We start from the raw sequence: 13,786 nt of genomic DNA, 5'->3' as shown, positions 1-13,786 counted from the left end.
GAATCGCCCCAGAATTCTCGGGACAAAAATCCCTAACAGCACACCGGCAAACACAGGTCCCCAAAATGACTTCTTCCTCATATCAATTCCCCTTACCCCATTCACAATTTTCTTTCTATTAAGGGTAACATCCTTTTTCCATAAAGTGGGCAAATGTCAGGGGGATTTATGGCCGGCTCCTGAAGTCAGTTATCGTTCCTTCTTTCTTTCATGTAAGCTCTATTGCTTAACGTAAATAATAGAAACGTGAGTCCAAGAATGAGATAAAAGACGCCCCAGGAGGAATAAAAAACAAAGTCTCCCGCCCGAAGCTCCAAGATGAGCCCGATTAACCCGGCAGCAAAAAAGAGAATACTTGATATAAGACTCACTTTTCCGTAAACAGACAACACGCTAAACCTCCCCCTTTCCTTTCTTTTTCCTTTTCGAGGCAATGAACTCCCCATCATCCAGCCACCGCCGACAGCCATCATTGTTCCAACGGCAACCCACGCCGTGGTCATGAGGGTGGAGACCCGGATTCCTGAGACAAACAGCACAAATCCAATGATAAAAAACGTCATCCTCGTTCCTCCTTCATGTTTACGCCACAAGCGGTATGTAGGCAAAGAGTGGGATGAGGAGAAAAACGGCCGCGATCATGAGCTGTTCTCCGTTCAGCTTTTTCACCTGACTCAGATACAAAAGCATAAACAACAGATAGAGCGGATAAATTACGGAAATAATGAACAGAATCCCCATCATCACTCCGGCGGCGCTCGTACTCAGATGGGTGATCACCGGAATCGCCAGCCACTGAAACGTCACGAAAGCAACAATGGACAGCCAGAACCCCTGTGGCAGATAGTTCAGGAACATGGACCTCTCCTCCTTTGTTTTGTTTTCGGTGCCTGTCACTCCCCGAATTTCGTCGAAACCGTAGTGCTTTTCCCTCGATATAAGTTTCGTAGAAATGACCTATGAATCTGACAAAATCCGAGGGGGTGACAGGCACCTCTTCAACGCCGCACACCAGACTCCTTTTTGTCCCACATCAAAGTACCGAGGATAAAAAACACACCCACCCCTAAAAAATACAAGACAACATTGGCAACCTGAGACGGATACGTAAACACTGCGATAAAGATTAGAACAGCGAAAACCGTAAGTTGATACATAAGCATACTTTTCTTTGTTTTAAATAGCGGCACTCAAATCCCCTCCTCAAGAGGATGTTCTGTTTTCCTCACAAACCAACCCAGCATTTTCAATAAACCTTTTGACCGTATTCCCGCCAACGACCCGCTATCCTTCACCGTCACTATGAAGGTCATTCTCATCTGTATAGATCGTATACCGGTTCCCCTATCCGTTTCCACATCAATGATGTAGTCACAACTCCAGGGGCCCCGCTCCCGGCCCGCAGGTTCATACCGCCCTATTCCTCAAATAAGGAGTCACAGAACTTCCCATCCGCACTGGCTTCGCTTTTGATGTACGCGTCACCCTCCACTTCCCGGTGCGTGCCGTTCCACCGTAGCTGCTTCCTCCAACAGGCTTTCAACAACCTCTTCAAATGAAACCACGGTAGCCTGCTGCCAAATAAAATAAACTCCCAACACCAATCATCCAAGCCAATCCGGCTAAAACCAACTTCCGATTCACGACTCTTTCCCTACATTCCTGATGATCTCTGCGGCAAACACCTTCGCTTCTTCTTCTGTCTCATCGTCAATTAAAAGATACTGAATGGTATAGCCAAAATCATCAAACTCCGTGGCCATGATGACCACTTCCGTGTCCCGTCCATCTTCCTGTTCGAGGAAGAGATACTGAACCTCGTGTCCTTCAATCTCGATCGCTTCTGATTCTTGAATGGTACCAACACTCCCTTTATAAATCGTCACATTCGCAGCCTCACGATCCAGATATGCTTCCCCATAGATGATTTCCATCCGGTTGTTTTCTTCCAAGTGCTCCCTTGAAATATTGTCCAAAACCTGATCCTGCGAAATCATGTAATAAAGCTCCACTTTCACTGGGTCCCCCTTCACCGCTTCTCCGTCTTCCACCTTAAAATCATACTTCATCACTGCCGTCCCAAGGGGATAAACGGGATGCTCCGGAATGTAAGGACTGATCCCCAGACCTTCTTTTATCCTGCTTTCAATACTCTCTGCTGCACTTGATTCCCCGCCACTACACCCGCCGAGGGCCACAGCCATTGCGATTACGGCAAAAAGAACGAATCTCTTCATAATCCCCCCGTTTAACGCCTGATTTTATTTAAACCTCTCTTACTCTATTATTCTAACTTCAACATAAATATCCATTTATTATTTGAAATCACGATTTCCCATCCCCAAAAAAAGAGTGCACTTCCTTCCTATTAGAGAAATGCCCTCTTTCTAAAACAACCCGGTGATAAATGATAGAATCCACAAAACATAAATCATGGAGACCCCCAACACAAAGCTTAGAACCACAAGCTTTAACGGTCCTCTCTGACTCATCAGTGCAAAAACAAGTGAAACGGTAAGACCGCTTACCAGCAGCACAGTACCTGTTCCCCCGCTCATTGGAGAAGTAAAAGAATCATCAAAAAGAAGATTCCAACGGCAATAATAGAAAAAGATTTACGCATCATACCCTCCTATTCAAAGCACCTTCCCCATCACATATTCATCAAAATACTCCCCATTAATAAAAAGAGTCTGCCTTTTCATCCCTTCAACCTTAAACCCGCTCTTTTTATACAAAGCCACGCCCGCTTCATTTTCCGTAACCGCCGTAAGCTCCAGCCTTGAGACATGATTGTCCCGGGCCCACTTCTCCACTTCCTGAAAAAGACGCGTTCCGACTCCCTGTCCGCGGTATGCTTTCAAAATCCCGATTACAAGATAAGCCGCATGCTTCGTCCGCCTGGCACTCCCGCCGATGGCGAACAGATAGCCTTCCAGCGTCCCCGCATCCTCCGCTACCAAAATCGTGCTGTTTGTCTGTAGATGCTCAATGTACTTTCTCTGCTGTTCCGCTGTCGTGTTCCTCTCCCCAGCTTCCATGAGCATAAAATCCGCTTCAGATTCAACCTGCCGGATCAAATCGATAAGCTTTTCTGCGTCATCCTGCTTTGCCGTACGAATAATCATGGTGATCCTCCTTCTCCTGTGGCCTAAGATCTAGTCAGTAAAACGATAACGGCGATAACCATCAGTACAATAATATGAATCCAGACCATCAGTTTTACGATATACACAGCCCAGATCTTTCGTTTCAGGCTAAAATACAGAAAAAACACGTATGCAACGATCGCGACCGCTGCCTGCACATTCTCCTCATTCAATACAAACAAAATGGTGTTCACAACAGCAACCACGATAAACAGAACGATATAAACGGCGAATCCGCGAAATTCATTTTCATGTTTACGCCTCATTGCGACCTTCTTCATTTCCGTATTCATCACCCGTTATGAATCCAAAACCGCTTCACCACATTGCCGTCTTCTTCGATGTAATCCTTTTCCGGAATCCCACCGTTCTTCACGATTGTCCTGAGGGATCCTGTATTACCTTCATCGCAGACAACAAGCACATTCTGAATCCCCAAGTCCTTTGTTTTTTCCAGACTCAATGCCAACAGCTTTGTCGCATAGCCTTTTCGTCTTTCTGAAGGGCGGATGCCGTAGCCGATATGCCCGCCCCCGTTTAACAGAAATTCGGTGAGGCCGTGACGGATATTCACCGCGCCAATGACCCGCCTAGTGTCGTCCACCAGCCAGAACGTGGAGTCGGGCACCCATCCTTTCTTCAGGTCGATCCCCTTCGCCTGATTATGTAAATCACGAACCATCTCCTCAAAGTCCGCCGGATCCTTTTCAATCACCCACGGGATCATGTCCTCCCCGCTTTCTTTCCATTCCTCATAGAATGAGAGGTACTCTTCTTCCAGCTCCACTGTCGGGCTGACTAAATACACCGATTTCTCCATACGCCGCTCCACCTTTATCGTTGTTTTGATAGATTTACTTTAACATAAATATCCATATTGAGTGGTGCCTGTCACTCCCCAAATTTCGTCGAAACCGTAGTTCTATTCCCTCCAAAAAAGTTTCATAGAAATGACCTATGAATCCGACAACGTTCGGGTGGTGACAGGCACCGGTTTGCCGTTTGCAATATTTGGAAGCAGGGTACAGACCTTAGAGACCTGTTTAAAAAAGGAGCCGGAACGGATGACGATTACCCAGAACTTTTTGTTTTTCATTGGAGTGACAGTGATCGCTTATGCCCTTGTCTTCTTTAAAGGGGATGACACGAGGAAAAAGAATTTCTTAAAGCTGCTTTTACCATTAACCATACTTGTCATGCTGTACCTTCCTTCCGCCCTTATCAATCAGGAACCGCCGGGATATGTTCAAGGGATTGCACTAGTTGCTATGTTATCCATGATTCTCGTCCACAGACGCCGGCTGTATTTACTCGCTTCAACGGCAGCATTCTTCGCTCTTAGCGGGTACTATCTTATGGAGGTATTGTAAAGGAAGGGGCAGGTCATTTGGTTATCGAGATTCTTCTTTCACTGAAATTTCTTATCACCCTTTACTTCTATTATGAATTAAGGAAAAGAGGACTGCCGTTCAGAGCCAGATCATTTGTAACGGTATCATTTCTTATTATCCAGCTCGTCTTTGCAACCAGTTACTTCACTAAGAACCCCAGTCTTTTCCTCGGGATCATCATTTCCGTTTTATGTGCGGCGAATATCGGCTTTTCCCTCAAGGAAAAATACCCTGTCAGCTACATTCTTTTTTTCCTTATAGGAATCGCATCCGCTTTCTATCTCCGGCATCTGCTTCAACTTTGAAAAAGGGAGGGATATCGAAATGGGCAAAACAATCGGAGGATCGATCTTAATTTTAACCGCAGCCGTTCTCGTCATGGGGCACTACCTGATCGCCGCCATCCTGGCAAACGGACAGCTCAGCAGCACGCAAAACATGGCAAGCATCCTCAACTACTCCATGGCCGAGTACATCCCGTACCCCTTTTACCTGTCCATCGCCTGCCTCATCGTCGGAACCGGACTTTTAAGCTGGGGAATTGTCGAGGAAAAAACAGCAGCATAAACGAAGGCATGGGAACTGTTCCCCATGCCTTCAGCTTACACGCGATTCAAATGAGTATCCTGAAATGCCGTCGGATACTTCAATCCATACCCGAGCATCCTATCCATTCCAATATGGGCTGACCATATTAAACCGACCGCCAGAACAATCGGGTTTGCTAACAGAAGTCCGCAGATCACTGCACCTGCAGATAAACTGTACGTATGAAATAAATTATAAAGAAATGCCCCGGCTTTTTTATTAAGTAAATAACCAAGCATCGATATGTCCGGTACAAACAACAAAATAAAAAACAATAACCAGCTGAGCCCGCTGTTACCGTAAAAGTAAAGACTTAATACAAGAACCGCAAACCCTTCCAGGTGTAAAAATGTTTTATTCACTTTTCATCCTCCAATGCCTTACAGGCTGGCCCATTTGGGCGCAATCCTCTTCAATTAACATCTCCAAGATAAACAGGGGCTTCTTCTTTGTTAGCATATTTTATAATATAGTTTCTAATCTCCTTCGGGTACAGTCTGTACCGTTGCAAATCATTTACATTTACCCACTCTGTCCCTACTTGATGACTGTCAGGGTTACTGGGGGTTAGGACGTTAATCGCATCGCCTTTCCATTCGGCCGCAAAATAGTATTCAACCTGGTGAACCTCGTAATCAAAATGAGCGTGCTCATGATTTTTTCCGATGTATTCCCGTATGTGTACGAGCTCGTCAACCTCGATAACGTAACCAACCTCTTCCAGGCATTCTCTCTTTAGCGCTTCGTGAAGTGTTTCGCCATGTTCCTGACCACCGCCCGGAAATAGAAAAAAGAATCCTTCTTCGTCCTGGTTTTTTGTCAGCAGCACTTCAGTTCGATCTCTGTTAACAATAATGGCTTTAGCTGAATTTCTTATGTTCATTGCACACCTCCGGATTAATACGGAACCTCATCTATCTTTACAGGTGTCTTCGTCCTTTGCTCCCAATCCTTTCTGATAATTGCGTAGATTAAGGAAAGTATTCTGCTGCCAGCCTCCAAAACCCTTTTTCTGGATAATATAAGATGTCATTTTCCCACGTTGTGGTACTATGATACACAAGGAGGGATTAACTATGTCCAAAAGCAAAGCCAGAAAGAAACGGGAACACGCCGTCCGAAACAACAAGCGGGACGCCGCCCTTTCCAGAGGAACCGTTACCGGATTCAGCACCCACGTAAGAAAAAGCAAAACCAAAAAAGACACGCTTCACCGAATGGATTCGAAGCACAAAAAGAAACCCGGCCACCAACAAGGAAATGTTGATGACCGGGATTTTTTATGGTGCCTGTCACCACCCGGATTCTGTCGAAACCGTAGGTCTATTCCCTTCAAAAAAATCAAATGAAATCGTCCTATGAATCCGACAACTTTCGGGGAGTGACAGGCACTTTTATCATCGGGTACGGTTCATTTCCCGAATCACTTCTGCTGCCTCTTCAATGTGGTCCACACCGGCAATTTCCACGTCTAATCCTTCGCTCTTTTTAGCCATTTCTGCTTCCTCAAGATTAGCTTCGGGGAGAATAACATGAGTAAATCCTTCCGATTCCGAGGTAAGCAGCTTCTCCACGATTCCACCCACTGCAGATACAGAACCATCGGCCTCAATGGCCCCGGTAATCCCTATCGGCACAGTATTTTCAAGCTCCCCCCGTTCGTACATCGCCTTTAAACCTATAGCTAGTCCGGCACTGTTTCCTTCAAGATCTTCCCGTTCAAAAAAATCATCAGAAAATGCAAGGTTACTGTAGCCATAGGAGATAAGATTTTCTTCGGTTTCGGCCAGACCGTCCGGGAAAAAGCCCCCTAAGGCTGCCAATCTCCTGTTCTTGCTGATGTAACGGTCCAGGTTCGTTACCGGTTCAACATGATAAATGTCGATATCATTTGCTTCGAAACCTTCCAGAAGCCATTCCATATCCTCAATGAACGCCACTGGCTCAATTCTCACCGGAAGTACATGCAGACCGGAGTCCTCCAGCAGATCAATCGGTTCCATGTAACCGGTGGCTGAATAGGTTGCTGCCTCATATTCAATCACTTGAAAATCAAACACGAGAAGAACCAGAAGAATAACTGCAGCTGAGATAAAAAACCGTATCTGTTTCACCCCGTGGTTTCTGTAAAAAAAGAAAAGAGCCGTCGTAATAAAGCAGAGTAACAGGAGAGACCCGATAAAAGCAAAACCGTTTATCACATTATTTATGTACAGCAAAAAAAGAGGGGTATACAGGATTGCGCCGGCAAACATTCCTGCTAGTATTGGCATGACGGGGCCTCCTTAAATCTCATTATCTTCCATACTAACACGAAAGAAATTGATCAAGGAAGTTGTCCCGCTCCCAACACCCCTCTTTTTTTACCGTAACCTCCTACTTCCTCGGCTTCACAATCACATCCACCGATCCAGTCTCATCCCCGGTTTTAATCGTCTGGATAATATGTGACGCAACCGTTTCAGGTGTAAGACCTGCTTCTTGCTTTTTCTCCGCTTCCACACCGCCAAAGTCTGTGGCCACAAGTCCCGGCGAAACGGTGGATACGGTAATGCCGAATGGCGCTCCTTCTTTTAACAGCGTTCCCGTAAAGCCGAGAAGGCCCCACTTACTCGCACAGTAGGCGCCGCCCCGTTCAATACTCGTGTAACCGAGATCCGACGCCACATTGATGATATGACCCCCGCCCTGCGCTTTCATTTTGGAAAATACAGCTTTACTCGTCAGGAATACCCCTTTTAAGTTCGTATTGATCTGTGCGTCCCAGTCTTCTTCGGTCATCTCCTCGACCGTTTTCCAGATGCCGACGCCGGCGTTATTGACGAGAACATCGACCCGGCCGTATTCGGACAAAATGCCTTCCATCGTCTCATTCACCTGCTGTTCCACGCTCACATCACACACATATGTACCCGCTTCAGGTACGTCTTTCTTTAATTCCGCGAGAGTCTCTTCGCTTCTTGCTATCGCCACAGCTTTTGCCCCTTCTGCCGCGACCATTTTCACCGTACTCCGTCCAATCCCTCTCGCCCCGCCTGTCACGACCACAACTTTGTCTTTCATGCCAGTCACTCCTTTATTGTTTTTTTGGGGGTGCCTGTCACCACCCGGATTCTGTCGAAACCCTAGGTCTTTCCCCTTCAAAAAATCAGATGAAATCGGCCTATGAATCCTACAATATTCGGGGAGTGACAGGCACCAATCCAATCATCCCTTTAAATTCTTCTGTATACTCTTCATTACACCGAGATGGTAAGTTTCGTGACTGATGAGGAAAACGAGCAGTTCCTCAATTGTTCTTTCAAGCGGTAATGGTTTAGGCAATTCTTCTGACAGCCGACCGGCAAAGCGTACTTCTATCATTGACGCCTGGCTCTCAAGTTTTTGCAGAATGTCTTCTATCGCCGGACGGTTCTCCCCCCAGGATGCAGGGCTCGTACCTGTCGCAAACCACATTGAATACTGCTGGTTCAGTTGCTTTTCACCATCAATAGTGAAAAGGTACTCATCATACGTAACAAGCAGATGCCCAGCATGCCAGAGCAAGTTATTCGAAAAGTGTGGAGGTGTGACATAAAGAGTTTCTGCTGCAGTCTCATGAAGTACTTCCATTACAAATTTCCGCCAGAAGTTCATCTGGCCGAACAGATTATCTTGATTCATTTTATATAGCCTCCTGTATAGTTTAGTTCCTAGTGGTGCCTGTCACCACCCGTATTCTGTCGAAACCATAGGTCTTTTCCCTTCAAAAAATCAAATGAAATTGGCCTATGAATCCGACAATGTTCGGGGAGTGACAGACACCTCCTCCCTCTCCTCTCCGTACACGTAACCTCAATCGTATTGTTCATAGGATCCAAAACAGGAAAACTCCAATACCCCTTCCATTCAGGCTCAGAAAAAAAGCTCCTTATTCCGTTTCTCTGCGCGGCTCGAACCACCGCCTGGAAATCATCTTTATCACACTCCAAAGACCAACTGGTTCTGGGAGCCTTCCCTCCCTGCCAACCGGGCTGCATGGCAAAATCGGCCGTTGGTGTCTCCAGATCTTCCTCGAGCTCCACAGCCAGTTGATGTCCCCCTATTTTAAAGGCGACAGAACGACCACTCTCCCATATGAGAGGCAGATGAAGAATGTCCTTGTAGAACCACGTCATTTTATCCAAGTCGTTGCAAAACAGGTAAGTGAAATTGAATCGTTTTGCCATAGAGACTCCCCTTTTCCCTGGATCATGAACCTTACGACTTCGTCTCACAAAACATAACCTTATTTCCCTCCGGATCCATCACTTCAAAAAATGACACGTCTACATGACCTTCAATTTCTGAAACGCCCCGGGCGTTTTTTTGTTTTACATAGTCATACGTCCTTTTTATATCATCCGTCTCAAAGAAAAATAGATGGTTCGGACTTGGGGTCAACGTCTCCCGGTGCATGCTGTCCAAAATCAAATCCGTTTTCCCCATGGAAATCGAGTAGATGGTCCGGCAGTCTTCAGCCGTGTTTTTCACAAATGCCTCGTCTGGTTCAAGGCCGAGAATGTCTCTGTACCAGGCCACTGCCCTGGGCATGTTTCTCACAATCACAAACACTCCGCCGATCTGGTGCTTTACCGGCATGATCATGCCTCCTCCCGGGATTTTGTTTCCTTAAAAGCCTCCTGCCCTTCATGAAGCACATTCGTTGCACTTAACAGGTGCCCGTCGGGATCGTAAAAACCAAACCCGCCAAATCCTCCGTTCATCAGGTTCAGCTCACCGGTCTTAACTCCTTTTGACCGGAGCTCGCCGTGTGCTTTTTCCAAGTCGTCAGCGAAAAAATCAATCATGCTGTGCTCAATCCCTGTATTCATATTTGAAAACGAGTGGGAATGTACCGTTTCTGTTTCAACCAAAAAGATCGTCGGACTGCTGTTATGAAACGACAGCATCGCATTCTTTTCACCTTTAAATACACAGGTCAGCTCCAGGTGCGTCGTGTACCACCCGATGGAGCGCTCCAGATTCGATACAGGAATTTCAATTGTCGCAATGTGCTTGAGCATTCTCTTCTCCTCCTCAACCTCGTTATTTTAGCAAAACAACCTTCGTTGATTTCACAATCGGGGGATCGGCCAGAGCCACTAGCCGGCTGAACGTGACCTTCACCTTATCCCCAACCTGAATGTCTTCTATATCAATCACAGCGTCTTCCCTGCCCCGAATCTCGGCTGCCTCTGCATTGACCCTCACCGTCCGGAAAGTAGGATTCAGTACCTTGCTGCTTTTAACAGTGAACAGCCCCTCCTCTAATCCGGTGACTTTAAAAGTTTCCTCAGATAAAAGATCGTACCCGGCTAAAAGAAGCAGCAAAACAAACGCACCAGTAAGGATCTTTTTCATCTGCCTCCCCCTCCTCCTTCTTCTTCGCGGTGCCTGTCACCACCCGGATCTTGTCGAAACCACAGGTCTTTTCCCTTCAAAAATTAGATGAAATCGGCCTATGAATCCGACAACGTTCGGGGAGTGCCAGGCACATGTCCTTGCCCTCCCCTTCGATTCCCGTCGCTTTTAAACAAATACCGGATCCCTTTCCCCGCCATCAGCTCATCGTCATACCTCGGCAGCACATGAAAATGGGCGTGGAAAATGTGCTGCCCGCCTGTTTCCCCGCAGTTCCACCCCAGGTTGTAGCCCTGGGGCTGATGCTTTTCATCTATGTAGCTTTTCACTTCATGCAACAGGGTGTATGTAGCCCGCCACTCCGCAGGTGTCAAATCAAACACTGTTTCTCTGTGCTCTCTCGGGACAATCAATCCGGCACCTTCAAGCTGGCTTCCTTTTTCTCCGGCCTCTTCCAGCTGTAAAAACAAACAATGCTCATTGCTGAAAAGAATCCTTTGATTCGCAAGCAAACCAGGCTCGCAAAACACACACTCCTTCTTTCCCATCAGCACTGGCACACCATGAGCACATTTTCGTCCGGATCCTTGAACGTGAACCAGTGACCGTTCTCAACCTCTGATGTGACCTCCACACCTGCTGCCCTGCATTCTTCGTACGCCCGCCGGATATCCTTCGTATTAAAATGAAACAACGGCGCAGTCCCCTGGGATCTCCGGTCAAAAATTTTACTGTCCAGCACCACATTCGTCCCCGGAATCACATAAATATGGCCGAATTGAATTTCCCCCTCTTCCATTACACCGAGCAGCTCCCTGTACCAATCCCGTGCTTTTTCCACATCCTTCACAGGCACAAAAATGGCACCCACCTCTTTTTCAATCGCATTCACCATCGTCTTCCCTCCCTCATTTATTTCTTTGAAAAGTCGATAATCCGTAATGGATTGCCTGAATTGTCTTCGTATATGGCGTAACGCCCAGGAGGAATGTCCACAGGCTCTTTAATAAAGGTAAACGTGTCCCTCTTATCATTAAAAAAACCATCCACACTGTCTACAAGATAAACGCCTCCAGGTGAAAGATCTCGCTCCTCTTCCTCAATCAAAAGCTGGACTTCCGACTCTGGAATCTGAAGGGCAATGGTCCCCTCTCCTTCTCTCCACGCCTCTTCAAAGCCGAGCTTTTCCTGATAGAATTCAAGAGATTCCCGAACATTTTTTACGGGATGGTACATAAAAATAAGCTTCAACCTGACTCCTCCTTCTGTTAAAATTTCTTACCTCTCAAGCTCAATATACTCCCTCACAAGCTTCCACCCATCCTGTTCCTTTCGCCAGACGAACATGCACTCGGCCGAATAGGGAACGCCCTGGATCAGGTTTGTTTCTCTTCCTAAGACAAGGCATTCCACCCCCTCTTTCCGCGTTGTGATCGAGACGGTTTCAAAGCTTTTACGGGCATCGTCCATCTGCCTTAGCACAGCATCGAGGTCGTAGTCGTACCCGTATGAATCAGGTTTTTTTATCTCTGAGTGAGCCCAGTAACCAGCAAAATCCCGGGACATAAAACCCCTGATCCCCTCACCGTCCTTACTTTTAAATCCCTCGTTCCACGCAGAAAAATATTCATCCAGCACTCCTTGAATTTCTTCCATACTTCCGCCTCCTTTTTTTCACAATAATCAAACTTCTTACCGCGCAGGTAAGCACATATCAGCGCTTAAGTGTCACGTTCCTCATCCTTATCGATGTATTCAAAAAAGCCAATGCCATTTCCCCAAGGATCCTTAAGCGTCCCCATGGACAGATACATTATTTTTTTTCTTCCTATTTTTTCGTTTATTATGAAGTTGCAAAACCTTCGTTTTATAATATCTTTCTAAATGATTTAAACCTTGAAGCATTATGGGTTCTTCAATTTCTTTATTAAACTCATATCTCCACAAAACCCTATATTCTTTCTGATAGGAATATCTTTTATCCTTAACAAAGTAAGGCTTATTAAGGACAAACTTTTTTCCTTGATCCGTTAAGTCAGAAGCATCAAATTTTTGTTCTCTTTTTGGTAGATAAATACACGGTCCCATATCATGAATGACTATCGATTTCTGTTGCAAAGCAGATGTTAAACCTTTTATAAAATTTGGGAAATCAAAAATCTCTTGGAGACCATTACCGAAATGCTTTTGTACACCTTTACTATTTTCCAAACAAACACAGTACACAAAATAATTTGTATCTATAAACGTTGTACTCAGTGTTACGTTAGATAGAGAAACAGAAGATGTAGAATCTACACTAATTCCATGCGCACTTAATATTTGTCTTTCTAAGTCTGATGTTTGACCAGGCACAACATTGTATTCATCAAGATATATAGACGATTTCGTAATTCCTTCAAAATTCTTAAGAAAGTTAATTCTAATATCTGCTGTTTCTCTAAGGAGTTTTAGATACTTCGGCTCCATAAATTTATAGACCTTATCCGGCATTTGCATTGAATCCCCCCATTAATTTCGTCCACCAATAACCTATCTATTTTTTTATAATCTTTGTCAGTCAATAATCTTCTTTCTTTTTCTACGTACTCTCCATAACCCCAGTTATACATAACAGCATACACATACTCGTTTTTATCAATTCTTAACTTTTTCACATTGTGCATCACAAATCCTGCAATAATCCCGCCTGTGGCAACCCCCAATAAGTTTGGAACATACGACACCAGCCCCACCTCGCGGCCGCGGAAAACATCCGTCAGCACCAGCATCACCGTAACAAACACCGGCAATCCAACCACATACCATACCATCATCTTTGCAAAACTGCTCATCAAATCCCCCTACAATAGAATCGACCTATGAATTCGACAAATTCCGGGGAGTGACAGGCACCAATAACGCTTCCGCCACTTCCCTCGGTCTCACATCAATCCCACCCAGGCGGTCCAAAGGAACCCACATCGGCTCATATGTACCTCTTTTTCTCTCCGGATCCGTGAATTCCTCCCCGTCCCCGGTCCCAATTTCTCCTTCAATCACCTCCGCCAAAAAGAACGACTGCCTCCCGTTGTACTCCACTTCCTTAAAAAGCTCCCGAATACTCACGCGGACGCCGAGCTCTTCAAACGCCTCTCTTTCTGCCGCCGTCTCTGCCGTTTCCCCCGCTTCAATGCCGCCTCCCGGGAACACATAATACACCTCGCCGTCCCTCGTCCGTTTGATCAAAACAACCCGGTCATCCTTTACAATCACAACAGACCCTCTGTTTCGCAA

General features: G+C 45.9%; 27 protein-coding genes. 4 read left to right on the top strand and 23 right to left on the bottom strand.

Annotation, left to right across the window (positions count from 1 at the left end; genetic code table 11):
* Positions 1 to 185: 185 nt before the first annotated feature.
* From JSY36_RS05090 to JSY36_RS05060, 7 genes are all read right to left on the bottom strand, one after another.
* Positions 186 to 563 carry a hypothetical protein gene (locus JSY36_RS05090; RefSeq protein WP_205165519.1) on the bottom strand — a complete coding sequence of 126 codons (378 nt, stop codon included), beginning with the start codon at positions 561 to 563 and terminating at the stop codon, positions 186 to 188.
* A 19-nt stretch (positions 564 to 582) separates the two neighbouring features.
* Positions 583 to 858, bottom strand: coding sequence for a hypothetical protein (locus JSY36_RS05085; RefSeq protein WP_205165518.1), 276 nt, complete (start codon positions 856 to 858; stop codon positions 583 to 585).
* Positions 859 to 998: 140 nt separating this feature from the next.
* Positions 999 to 1,190 carry an Rdx family protein gene (locus JSY36_RS05080; RefSeq protein WP_205165517.1) on the bottom strand — a complete coding sequence of 64 codons (192 nt, stop codon included), beginning with the start codon at positions 1,188 to 1,190 and terminating at the stop codon, positions 999 to 1,001.
* 450 nt (positions 1,191 to 1,640) lie between these two features.
* Positions 1,641 to 2,237 (bottom strand): hypothetical protein, encoded by a 597-nt coding sequence (locus JSY36_RS05075; RefSeq protein WP_205165516.1) that lies wholly within the window; start codon positions 2,235 to 2,237, stop codon positions 1,641 to 1,643.
* Between the two features lie 399 nt (positions 2,238 to 2,636).
* Positions 2,637 to 3,128, bottom strand: coding sequence for a GNAT family N-acetyltransferase (locus tag JSY36_RS05070; RefSeq protein WP_205165515.1), 492 nt, complete (start codon positions 3,126 to 3,128; stop codon positions 2,637 to 2,639).
* A gap of 23 nt (positions 3,129 to 3,151) precedes the next feature.
* Positions 3,152 to 3,430 (bottom strand): hypothetical protein, encoded by a 279-nt coding sequence (locus JSY36_RS05065; protein ID WP_205165514.1) that lies wholly within the window; start codon positions 3,428 to 3,430, stop codon positions 3,152 to 3,154.
* 11 nt (positions 3,431 to 3,441) lie between these two features.
* Positions 3,442 to 3,969 (bottom strand): GNAT family N-acetyltransferase, encoded by a 528-nt coding sequence (locus JSY36_RS05060; RefSeq protein WP_205165513.1) that lies wholly within the window; start codon positions 3,967 to 3,969, stop codon positions 3,442 to 3,444.
* A gap of 244 nt (positions 3,970 to 4,213) precedes the next feature.
* Between JSY36_RS05060 and JSY36_RS05055 the strand changes: the two genes are divergently transcribed.
* Genes JSY36_RS05055 through JSY36_RS05045 form a run of 3 tightly spaced genes read left to right on the top strand, consistent with a single transcriptional unit; the run spans position 4,214 to position 5,107 of the window.
* Positions 4,214 to 4,519 (top strand): hypothetical protein, encoded by a 306-nt coding sequence (locus JSY36_RS05055; RefSeq protein ID WP_205165512.1) that lies wholly within the window; start codon positions 4,214 to 4,216, stop codon positions 4,517 to 4,519.
* Positions 4,520 to 4,536: 17 nt separating this feature from the next.
* Positions 4,537 to 4,845 carry a hypothetical protein gene (locus JSY36_RS05050; protein WP_205165511.1) on the top strand — a complete coding sequence of 103 codons (309 nt, stop codon included), beginning with the start codon at positions 4,537 to 4,539 and terminating at the stop codon, positions 4,843 to 4,845.
* 19 nt (positions 4,846 to 4,864) lie between these two features.
* Complete coding sequence (locus JSY36_RS05045; protein WP_205165510.1) at positions 4,865 to 5,107, top strand: hypothetical protein; 243 nt, start codon at positions 4,865 to 4,867, stop codon at positions 5,105 to 5,107.
* 35 nt (positions 5,108 to 5,142) lie between these two features.
* Here the strand turns inward: JSY36_RS05045 and JSY36_RS05040 are convergent, their stop codons facing one another.
* Together JSY36_RS05040 and JSY36_RS05035 are read right to left on the bottom strand one after the other, a co-directional pair.
* Positions 5,143 to 5,490 (bottom strand): DUF4260 family protein, encoded by a 348-nt coding sequence (locus JSY36_RS05040; protein WP_205165509.1) that lies wholly within the window; start codon positions 5,488 to 5,490, stop codon positions 5,143 to 5,145.
* 50 nt (positions 5,491 to 5,540) lie between these two features.
* Positions 5,541 to 6,011 (bottom strand): NUDIX domain-containing protein, encoded by a 471-nt coding sequence (locus JSY36_RS05035; protein ID WP_205165508.1) that lies wholly within the window; start codon positions 6,009 to 6,011, stop codon positions 5,541 to 5,543.
* Between the two features lie 193 nt (positions 6,012 to 6,204).
* Between JSY36_RS05035 and JSY36_RS05030 the strand changes: the two genes are divergently transcribed.
* A complete protein-coding gene (locus JSY36_RS05030; protein ID WP_205165507.1) occupies positions 6,205 to 6,477 on the top strand; it encodes a hypothetical protein in 273 nt (90 codons plus the stop codon).
* 48 nt (positions 6,478 to 6,525) lie between these two features.
* Here JSY36_RS05030 and JSY36_RS05025 read toward each other — a convergent pair whose 3' ends face one another.
* The 14 genes from JSY36_RS05025 to JSY36_RS04960 all read right to left on the bottom strand — a co-directional run bounded on the left by JSY36_RS05025 (position 6,526) and on the right by JSY36_RS04960 (position 13,765).
* A complete protein-coding gene (locus JSY36_RS05025) occupies positions 6,526 to 7,401 on the bottom strand; it encodes a S16 family serine protease (protein WP_205165506.1) in 876 nt (291 codons plus the stop codon).
* 103 nt (positions 7,402 to 7,504) lie between these two features.
* Complete coding sequence (locus JSY36_RS05020) at positions 7,505 to 8,191, bottom strand: SDR family oxidoreductase (RefSeq protein WP_205165505.1); 687 nt, start codon at positions 8,189 to 8,191, stop codon at positions 7,505 to 7,507.
* Positions 8,192 to 8,335: 144 nt separating this feature from the next.
* Positions 8,336 to 8,791 carry a DinB family protein gene (locus JSY36_RS05015; protein WP_205165504.1) on the bottom strand — a complete coding sequence of 152 codons (456 nt, stop codon included), beginning with the start codon at positions 8,789 to 8,791 and terminating at the stop codon, positions 8,336 to 8,338.
* A 29-nt stretch (positions 8,792 to 8,820) separates the two neighbouring features.
* The gene (locus JSY36_RS05010; protein ID WP_205165503.1) at positions 8,821 to 9,336 is read right to left on the bottom strand and encodes a VOC family protein; all 516 of its coding nucleotides are present in this window, start codon (positions 9,334 to 9,336) and stop codon (positions 8,821 to 8,823) included.
* A gap of 31 nt (positions 9,337 to 9,367) precedes the next feature.
* The gene (locus JSY36_RS05005; RefSeq protein ID WP_205165502.1) at positions 9,368 to 9,748 is read right to left on the bottom strand and encodes a VOC family protein; all 381 of its coding nucleotides are present in this window, start codon (positions 9,746 to 9,748) and stop codon (positions 9,368 to 9,370) included.
* Positions 9,749 to 9,750: 2 nt separating this feature from the next.
* The gene (locus JSY36_RS05000; RefSeq protein WP_205165501.1) at positions 9,751 to 10,173 is read right to left on the bottom strand and encodes a VOC family protein; all 423 of its coding nucleotides are present in this window, start codon (positions 10,171 to 10,173) and stop codon (positions 9,751 to 9,753) included.
* 22 nt (positions 10,174 to 10,195) lie between these two features.
* Positions 10,196 to 10,510 (bottom strand): hypothetical protein, encoded by a 315-nt coding sequence (locus JSY36_RS04995; protein WP_205165500.1) that lies wholly within the window; start codon positions 10,508 to 10,510, stop codon positions 10,196 to 10,198.
* 98 nt (positions 10,511 to 10,608) lie between these two features.
* Positions 10,609 to 11,058 (bottom strand): HIT family protein, encoded by a 450-nt coding sequence (locus tag JSY36_RS04990; protein WP_205165499.1) that lies wholly within the window; start codon positions 11,056 to 11,058, stop codon positions 10,609 to 10,611.
* Complete coding sequence (locus tag JSY36_RS04985; protein ID WP_205165498.1) at positions 11,058 to 11,405, bottom strand: VOC family protein; 348 nt, start codon at positions 11,403 to 11,405, stop codon at positions 11,058 to 11,060. Before JSY36_RS04985 ends, JSY36_RS04990 begins: the two co-directional genes overlap by 1 nt.
* Positions 11,406 to 11,422: 17 nt before the next feature.
* Entirely contained in the window at positions 11,423 to 11,761 is a 339-nt protein-coding gene (locus tag JSY36_RS04980) for a VOC family protein (RefSeq protein ID WP_205165497.1), read from the bottom strand.
* A 27-nt stretch (positions 11,762 to 11,788) separates the two neighbouring features.
* Positions 11,789 to 12,166, bottom strand: coding sequence for a nuclear transport factor 2 family protein (locus tag JSY36_RS04975; RefSeq protein WP_205165496.1), 378 nt, complete (start codon positions 12,164 to 12,166; stop codon positions 11,789 to 11,791).
* Positions 12,167 to 12,298: 132 nt separating this feature from the next.
* The gene (locus tag JSY36_RS04970; protein WP_205165495.1) at positions 12,299 to 13,009 is read right to left on the bottom strand and encodes a hypothetical protein; all 711 of its coding nucleotides are present in this window, start codon (positions 13,007 to 13,009) and stop codon (positions 12,299 to 12,301) included.
* Positions 12,961 to 13,344 (bottom strand): hypothetical protein, encoded by a 384-nt coding sequence (locus tag JSY36_RS04965; protein WP_205165494.1) that lies wholly within the window; start codon positions 13,342 to 13,344, stop codon positions 12,961 to 12,963. The genes JSY36_RS04970 and JSY36_RS04965 overlap by 49 nt, the downstream gene beginning before the upstream one ends.
* Positions 13,345 to 13,369: 25 nt before the next feature.
* Positions 13,370 to 13,765: an NUDIX hydrolase gene (locus JSY36_RS04960; protein ID WP_336511443.1), complete on the bottom strand. Its 396-nt coding sequence runs from the start codon at positions 13,763 to 13,765 to the stop codon at positions 13,370 to 13,372.
* Positions 13,766 to 13,786: the final 21 nt, after the last annotated feature.

The organism is Alteribacter salitolerans (assembly GCF_016901055.1).
In the GTDB taxonomy this organism is placed as follows: Bacteria; Bacillota; Bacilli; order Bacillales; family Salisediminibacteriaceae; genus Alteribacter; species Alteribacter keqinensis.
This window is presented reverse-complemented; position numbering and strand designations above follow the sequence as displayed.

Bases quoted from the DNA above. Each gene is read 5' to 3' on its own strand.
- JSY36_RS05010 (WP_205165503.1), bottom strand. From the start codon at position 9,336: ATGGCAAAACGATTCAATTTCACTTACCTGTTTTGCAACGACTTGGAT.
- JSY36_RS05090 (WP_205165519.1), bottom strand. From the start codon at position 563: ATGACGTTTTTTATCATTGGATTTGTGCTGTTTGTCTCAGGAATCCGG.
- JSY36_RS04985 (WP_205165498.1), bottom strand. From the start codon at position 11,405: ATGGTGAATGCGATTGAAAAAGAGGTGGGTGCCATTTTTGTGCCTGTG.
- JSY36_RS04965 (WP_205165494.1), bottom strand. From the start codon at position 13,344: ATGAGCAGTTTTGCAAAGATGATGGTATGGTATGTGGTTGGATTGCCG.
- JSY36_RS05015 (WP_205165504.1), bottom strand. From the start codon at position 8,791: ATGAATCAAGATAATCTGTTCGGCCAGATGAACTTCTGGCGGAAATTT.
- JSY36_RS05075 (WP_205165516.1), bottom strand. From the start codon at position 2,237: ATGAAGAGATTCGTTCTTTTTGCCGTAATCGCAATGGCTGTGGCCCTC.
- JSY36_RS05060 (WP_205165513.1), bottom strand. From the start codon at position 3,969: ATGGAGAAATCGGTGTATTTAGTCAGCCCGACAGTGGAGCTGGAAGAA.
- JSY36_RS05045 (WP_205165510.1), top strand. From the start codon at position 4,865: ATGGGCAAAACAATCGGAGGATCGATCTTAATTTTAACCGCAGCCGTT.
- JSY36_RS05055 (WP_205165512.1), top strand. From the start codon at position 4,214: ATGACGATTACCCAGAACTTTTTGTTTTTCATTGGAGTGACAGTGATC.
- JSY36_RS05035 (WP_205165508.1), bottom strand. From the start codon at position 6,011: ATGAACATAAGAAATTCAGCTAAAGCCATTATTGTTAACAGAGATCGA.
- JSY36_RS04990 (WP_205165499.1), bottom strand. From the start codon at position 11,058: ATGGGAAAGAAGGAGTGTGTGTTTTGCGAGCCTGGTTTGCTTGCGAAT.
- JSY36_RS04995 (WP_205165500.1), bottom strand. From the start codon at position 10,510: ATGAAAAAGATCCTTACTGGTGCGTTTGTTTTGCTGCTTCTTTTAGCC.
- JSY36_RS05020 (WP_205165505.1), bottom strand. From the start codon at position 8,191: ATGAAAGACAAAGTTGTGGTCGTGACAGGCGGGGCGAGAGGGATTGGA.
- JSY36_RS05085 (WP_205165518.1), bottom strand. From the start codon at position 858: ATGTTCCTGAACTATCTGCCACAGGGGTTCTGGCTGTCCATTGTTGCT.
- JSY36_RS05065 (WP_205165514.1), bottom strand. From the start codon at position 3,430: ATGAAGAAGGTCGCAATGAGGCGTAAACATGAAAATGAATTTCGCGGA.
- JSY36_RS05005 (WP_205165502.1), bottom strand. From the start codon at position 9,748: ATGCCGGTAAAGCACCAGATCGGCGGAGTGTTTGTGATTGTGAGAAAC.
- JSY36_RS04975 (WP_205165496.1), bottom strand. From the start codon at position 12,166: ATGGAAGAAATTCAAGGAGTGCTGGATGAATATTTTTCTGCGTGGAAC.
- JSY36_RS05030 (WP_205165507.1), top strand. From the start codon at position 6,205: ATGTCCAAAAGCAAAGCCAGAAAGAAACGGGAACACGCCGTCCGAAAC.
- JSY36_RS05000 (WP_205165501.1), bottom strand. From the start codon at position 10,173: ATGCTCAAGCACATTGCGACAATTGAAATTCCTGTATCGAATCTGGAG.
- JSY36_RS05025 (WP_205165506.1), bottom strand. From the start codon at position 7,401: ATGCCAATACTAGCAGGAATGTTTGCCGGCGCAATCCTGTATACCCCT.
- JSY36_RS05070 (WP_205165515.1), bottom strand. From the start codon at position 3,128: ATGATTATTCGTACGGCAAAGCAGGATGACGCAGAAAAGCTTATCGAT.
- JSY36_RS04970 (WP_205165495.1), bottom strand. From the start codon at position 13,009: ATGCAAATGCCGGATAAGGTCTATAAATTTATGGAGCCGAAGTATCTA.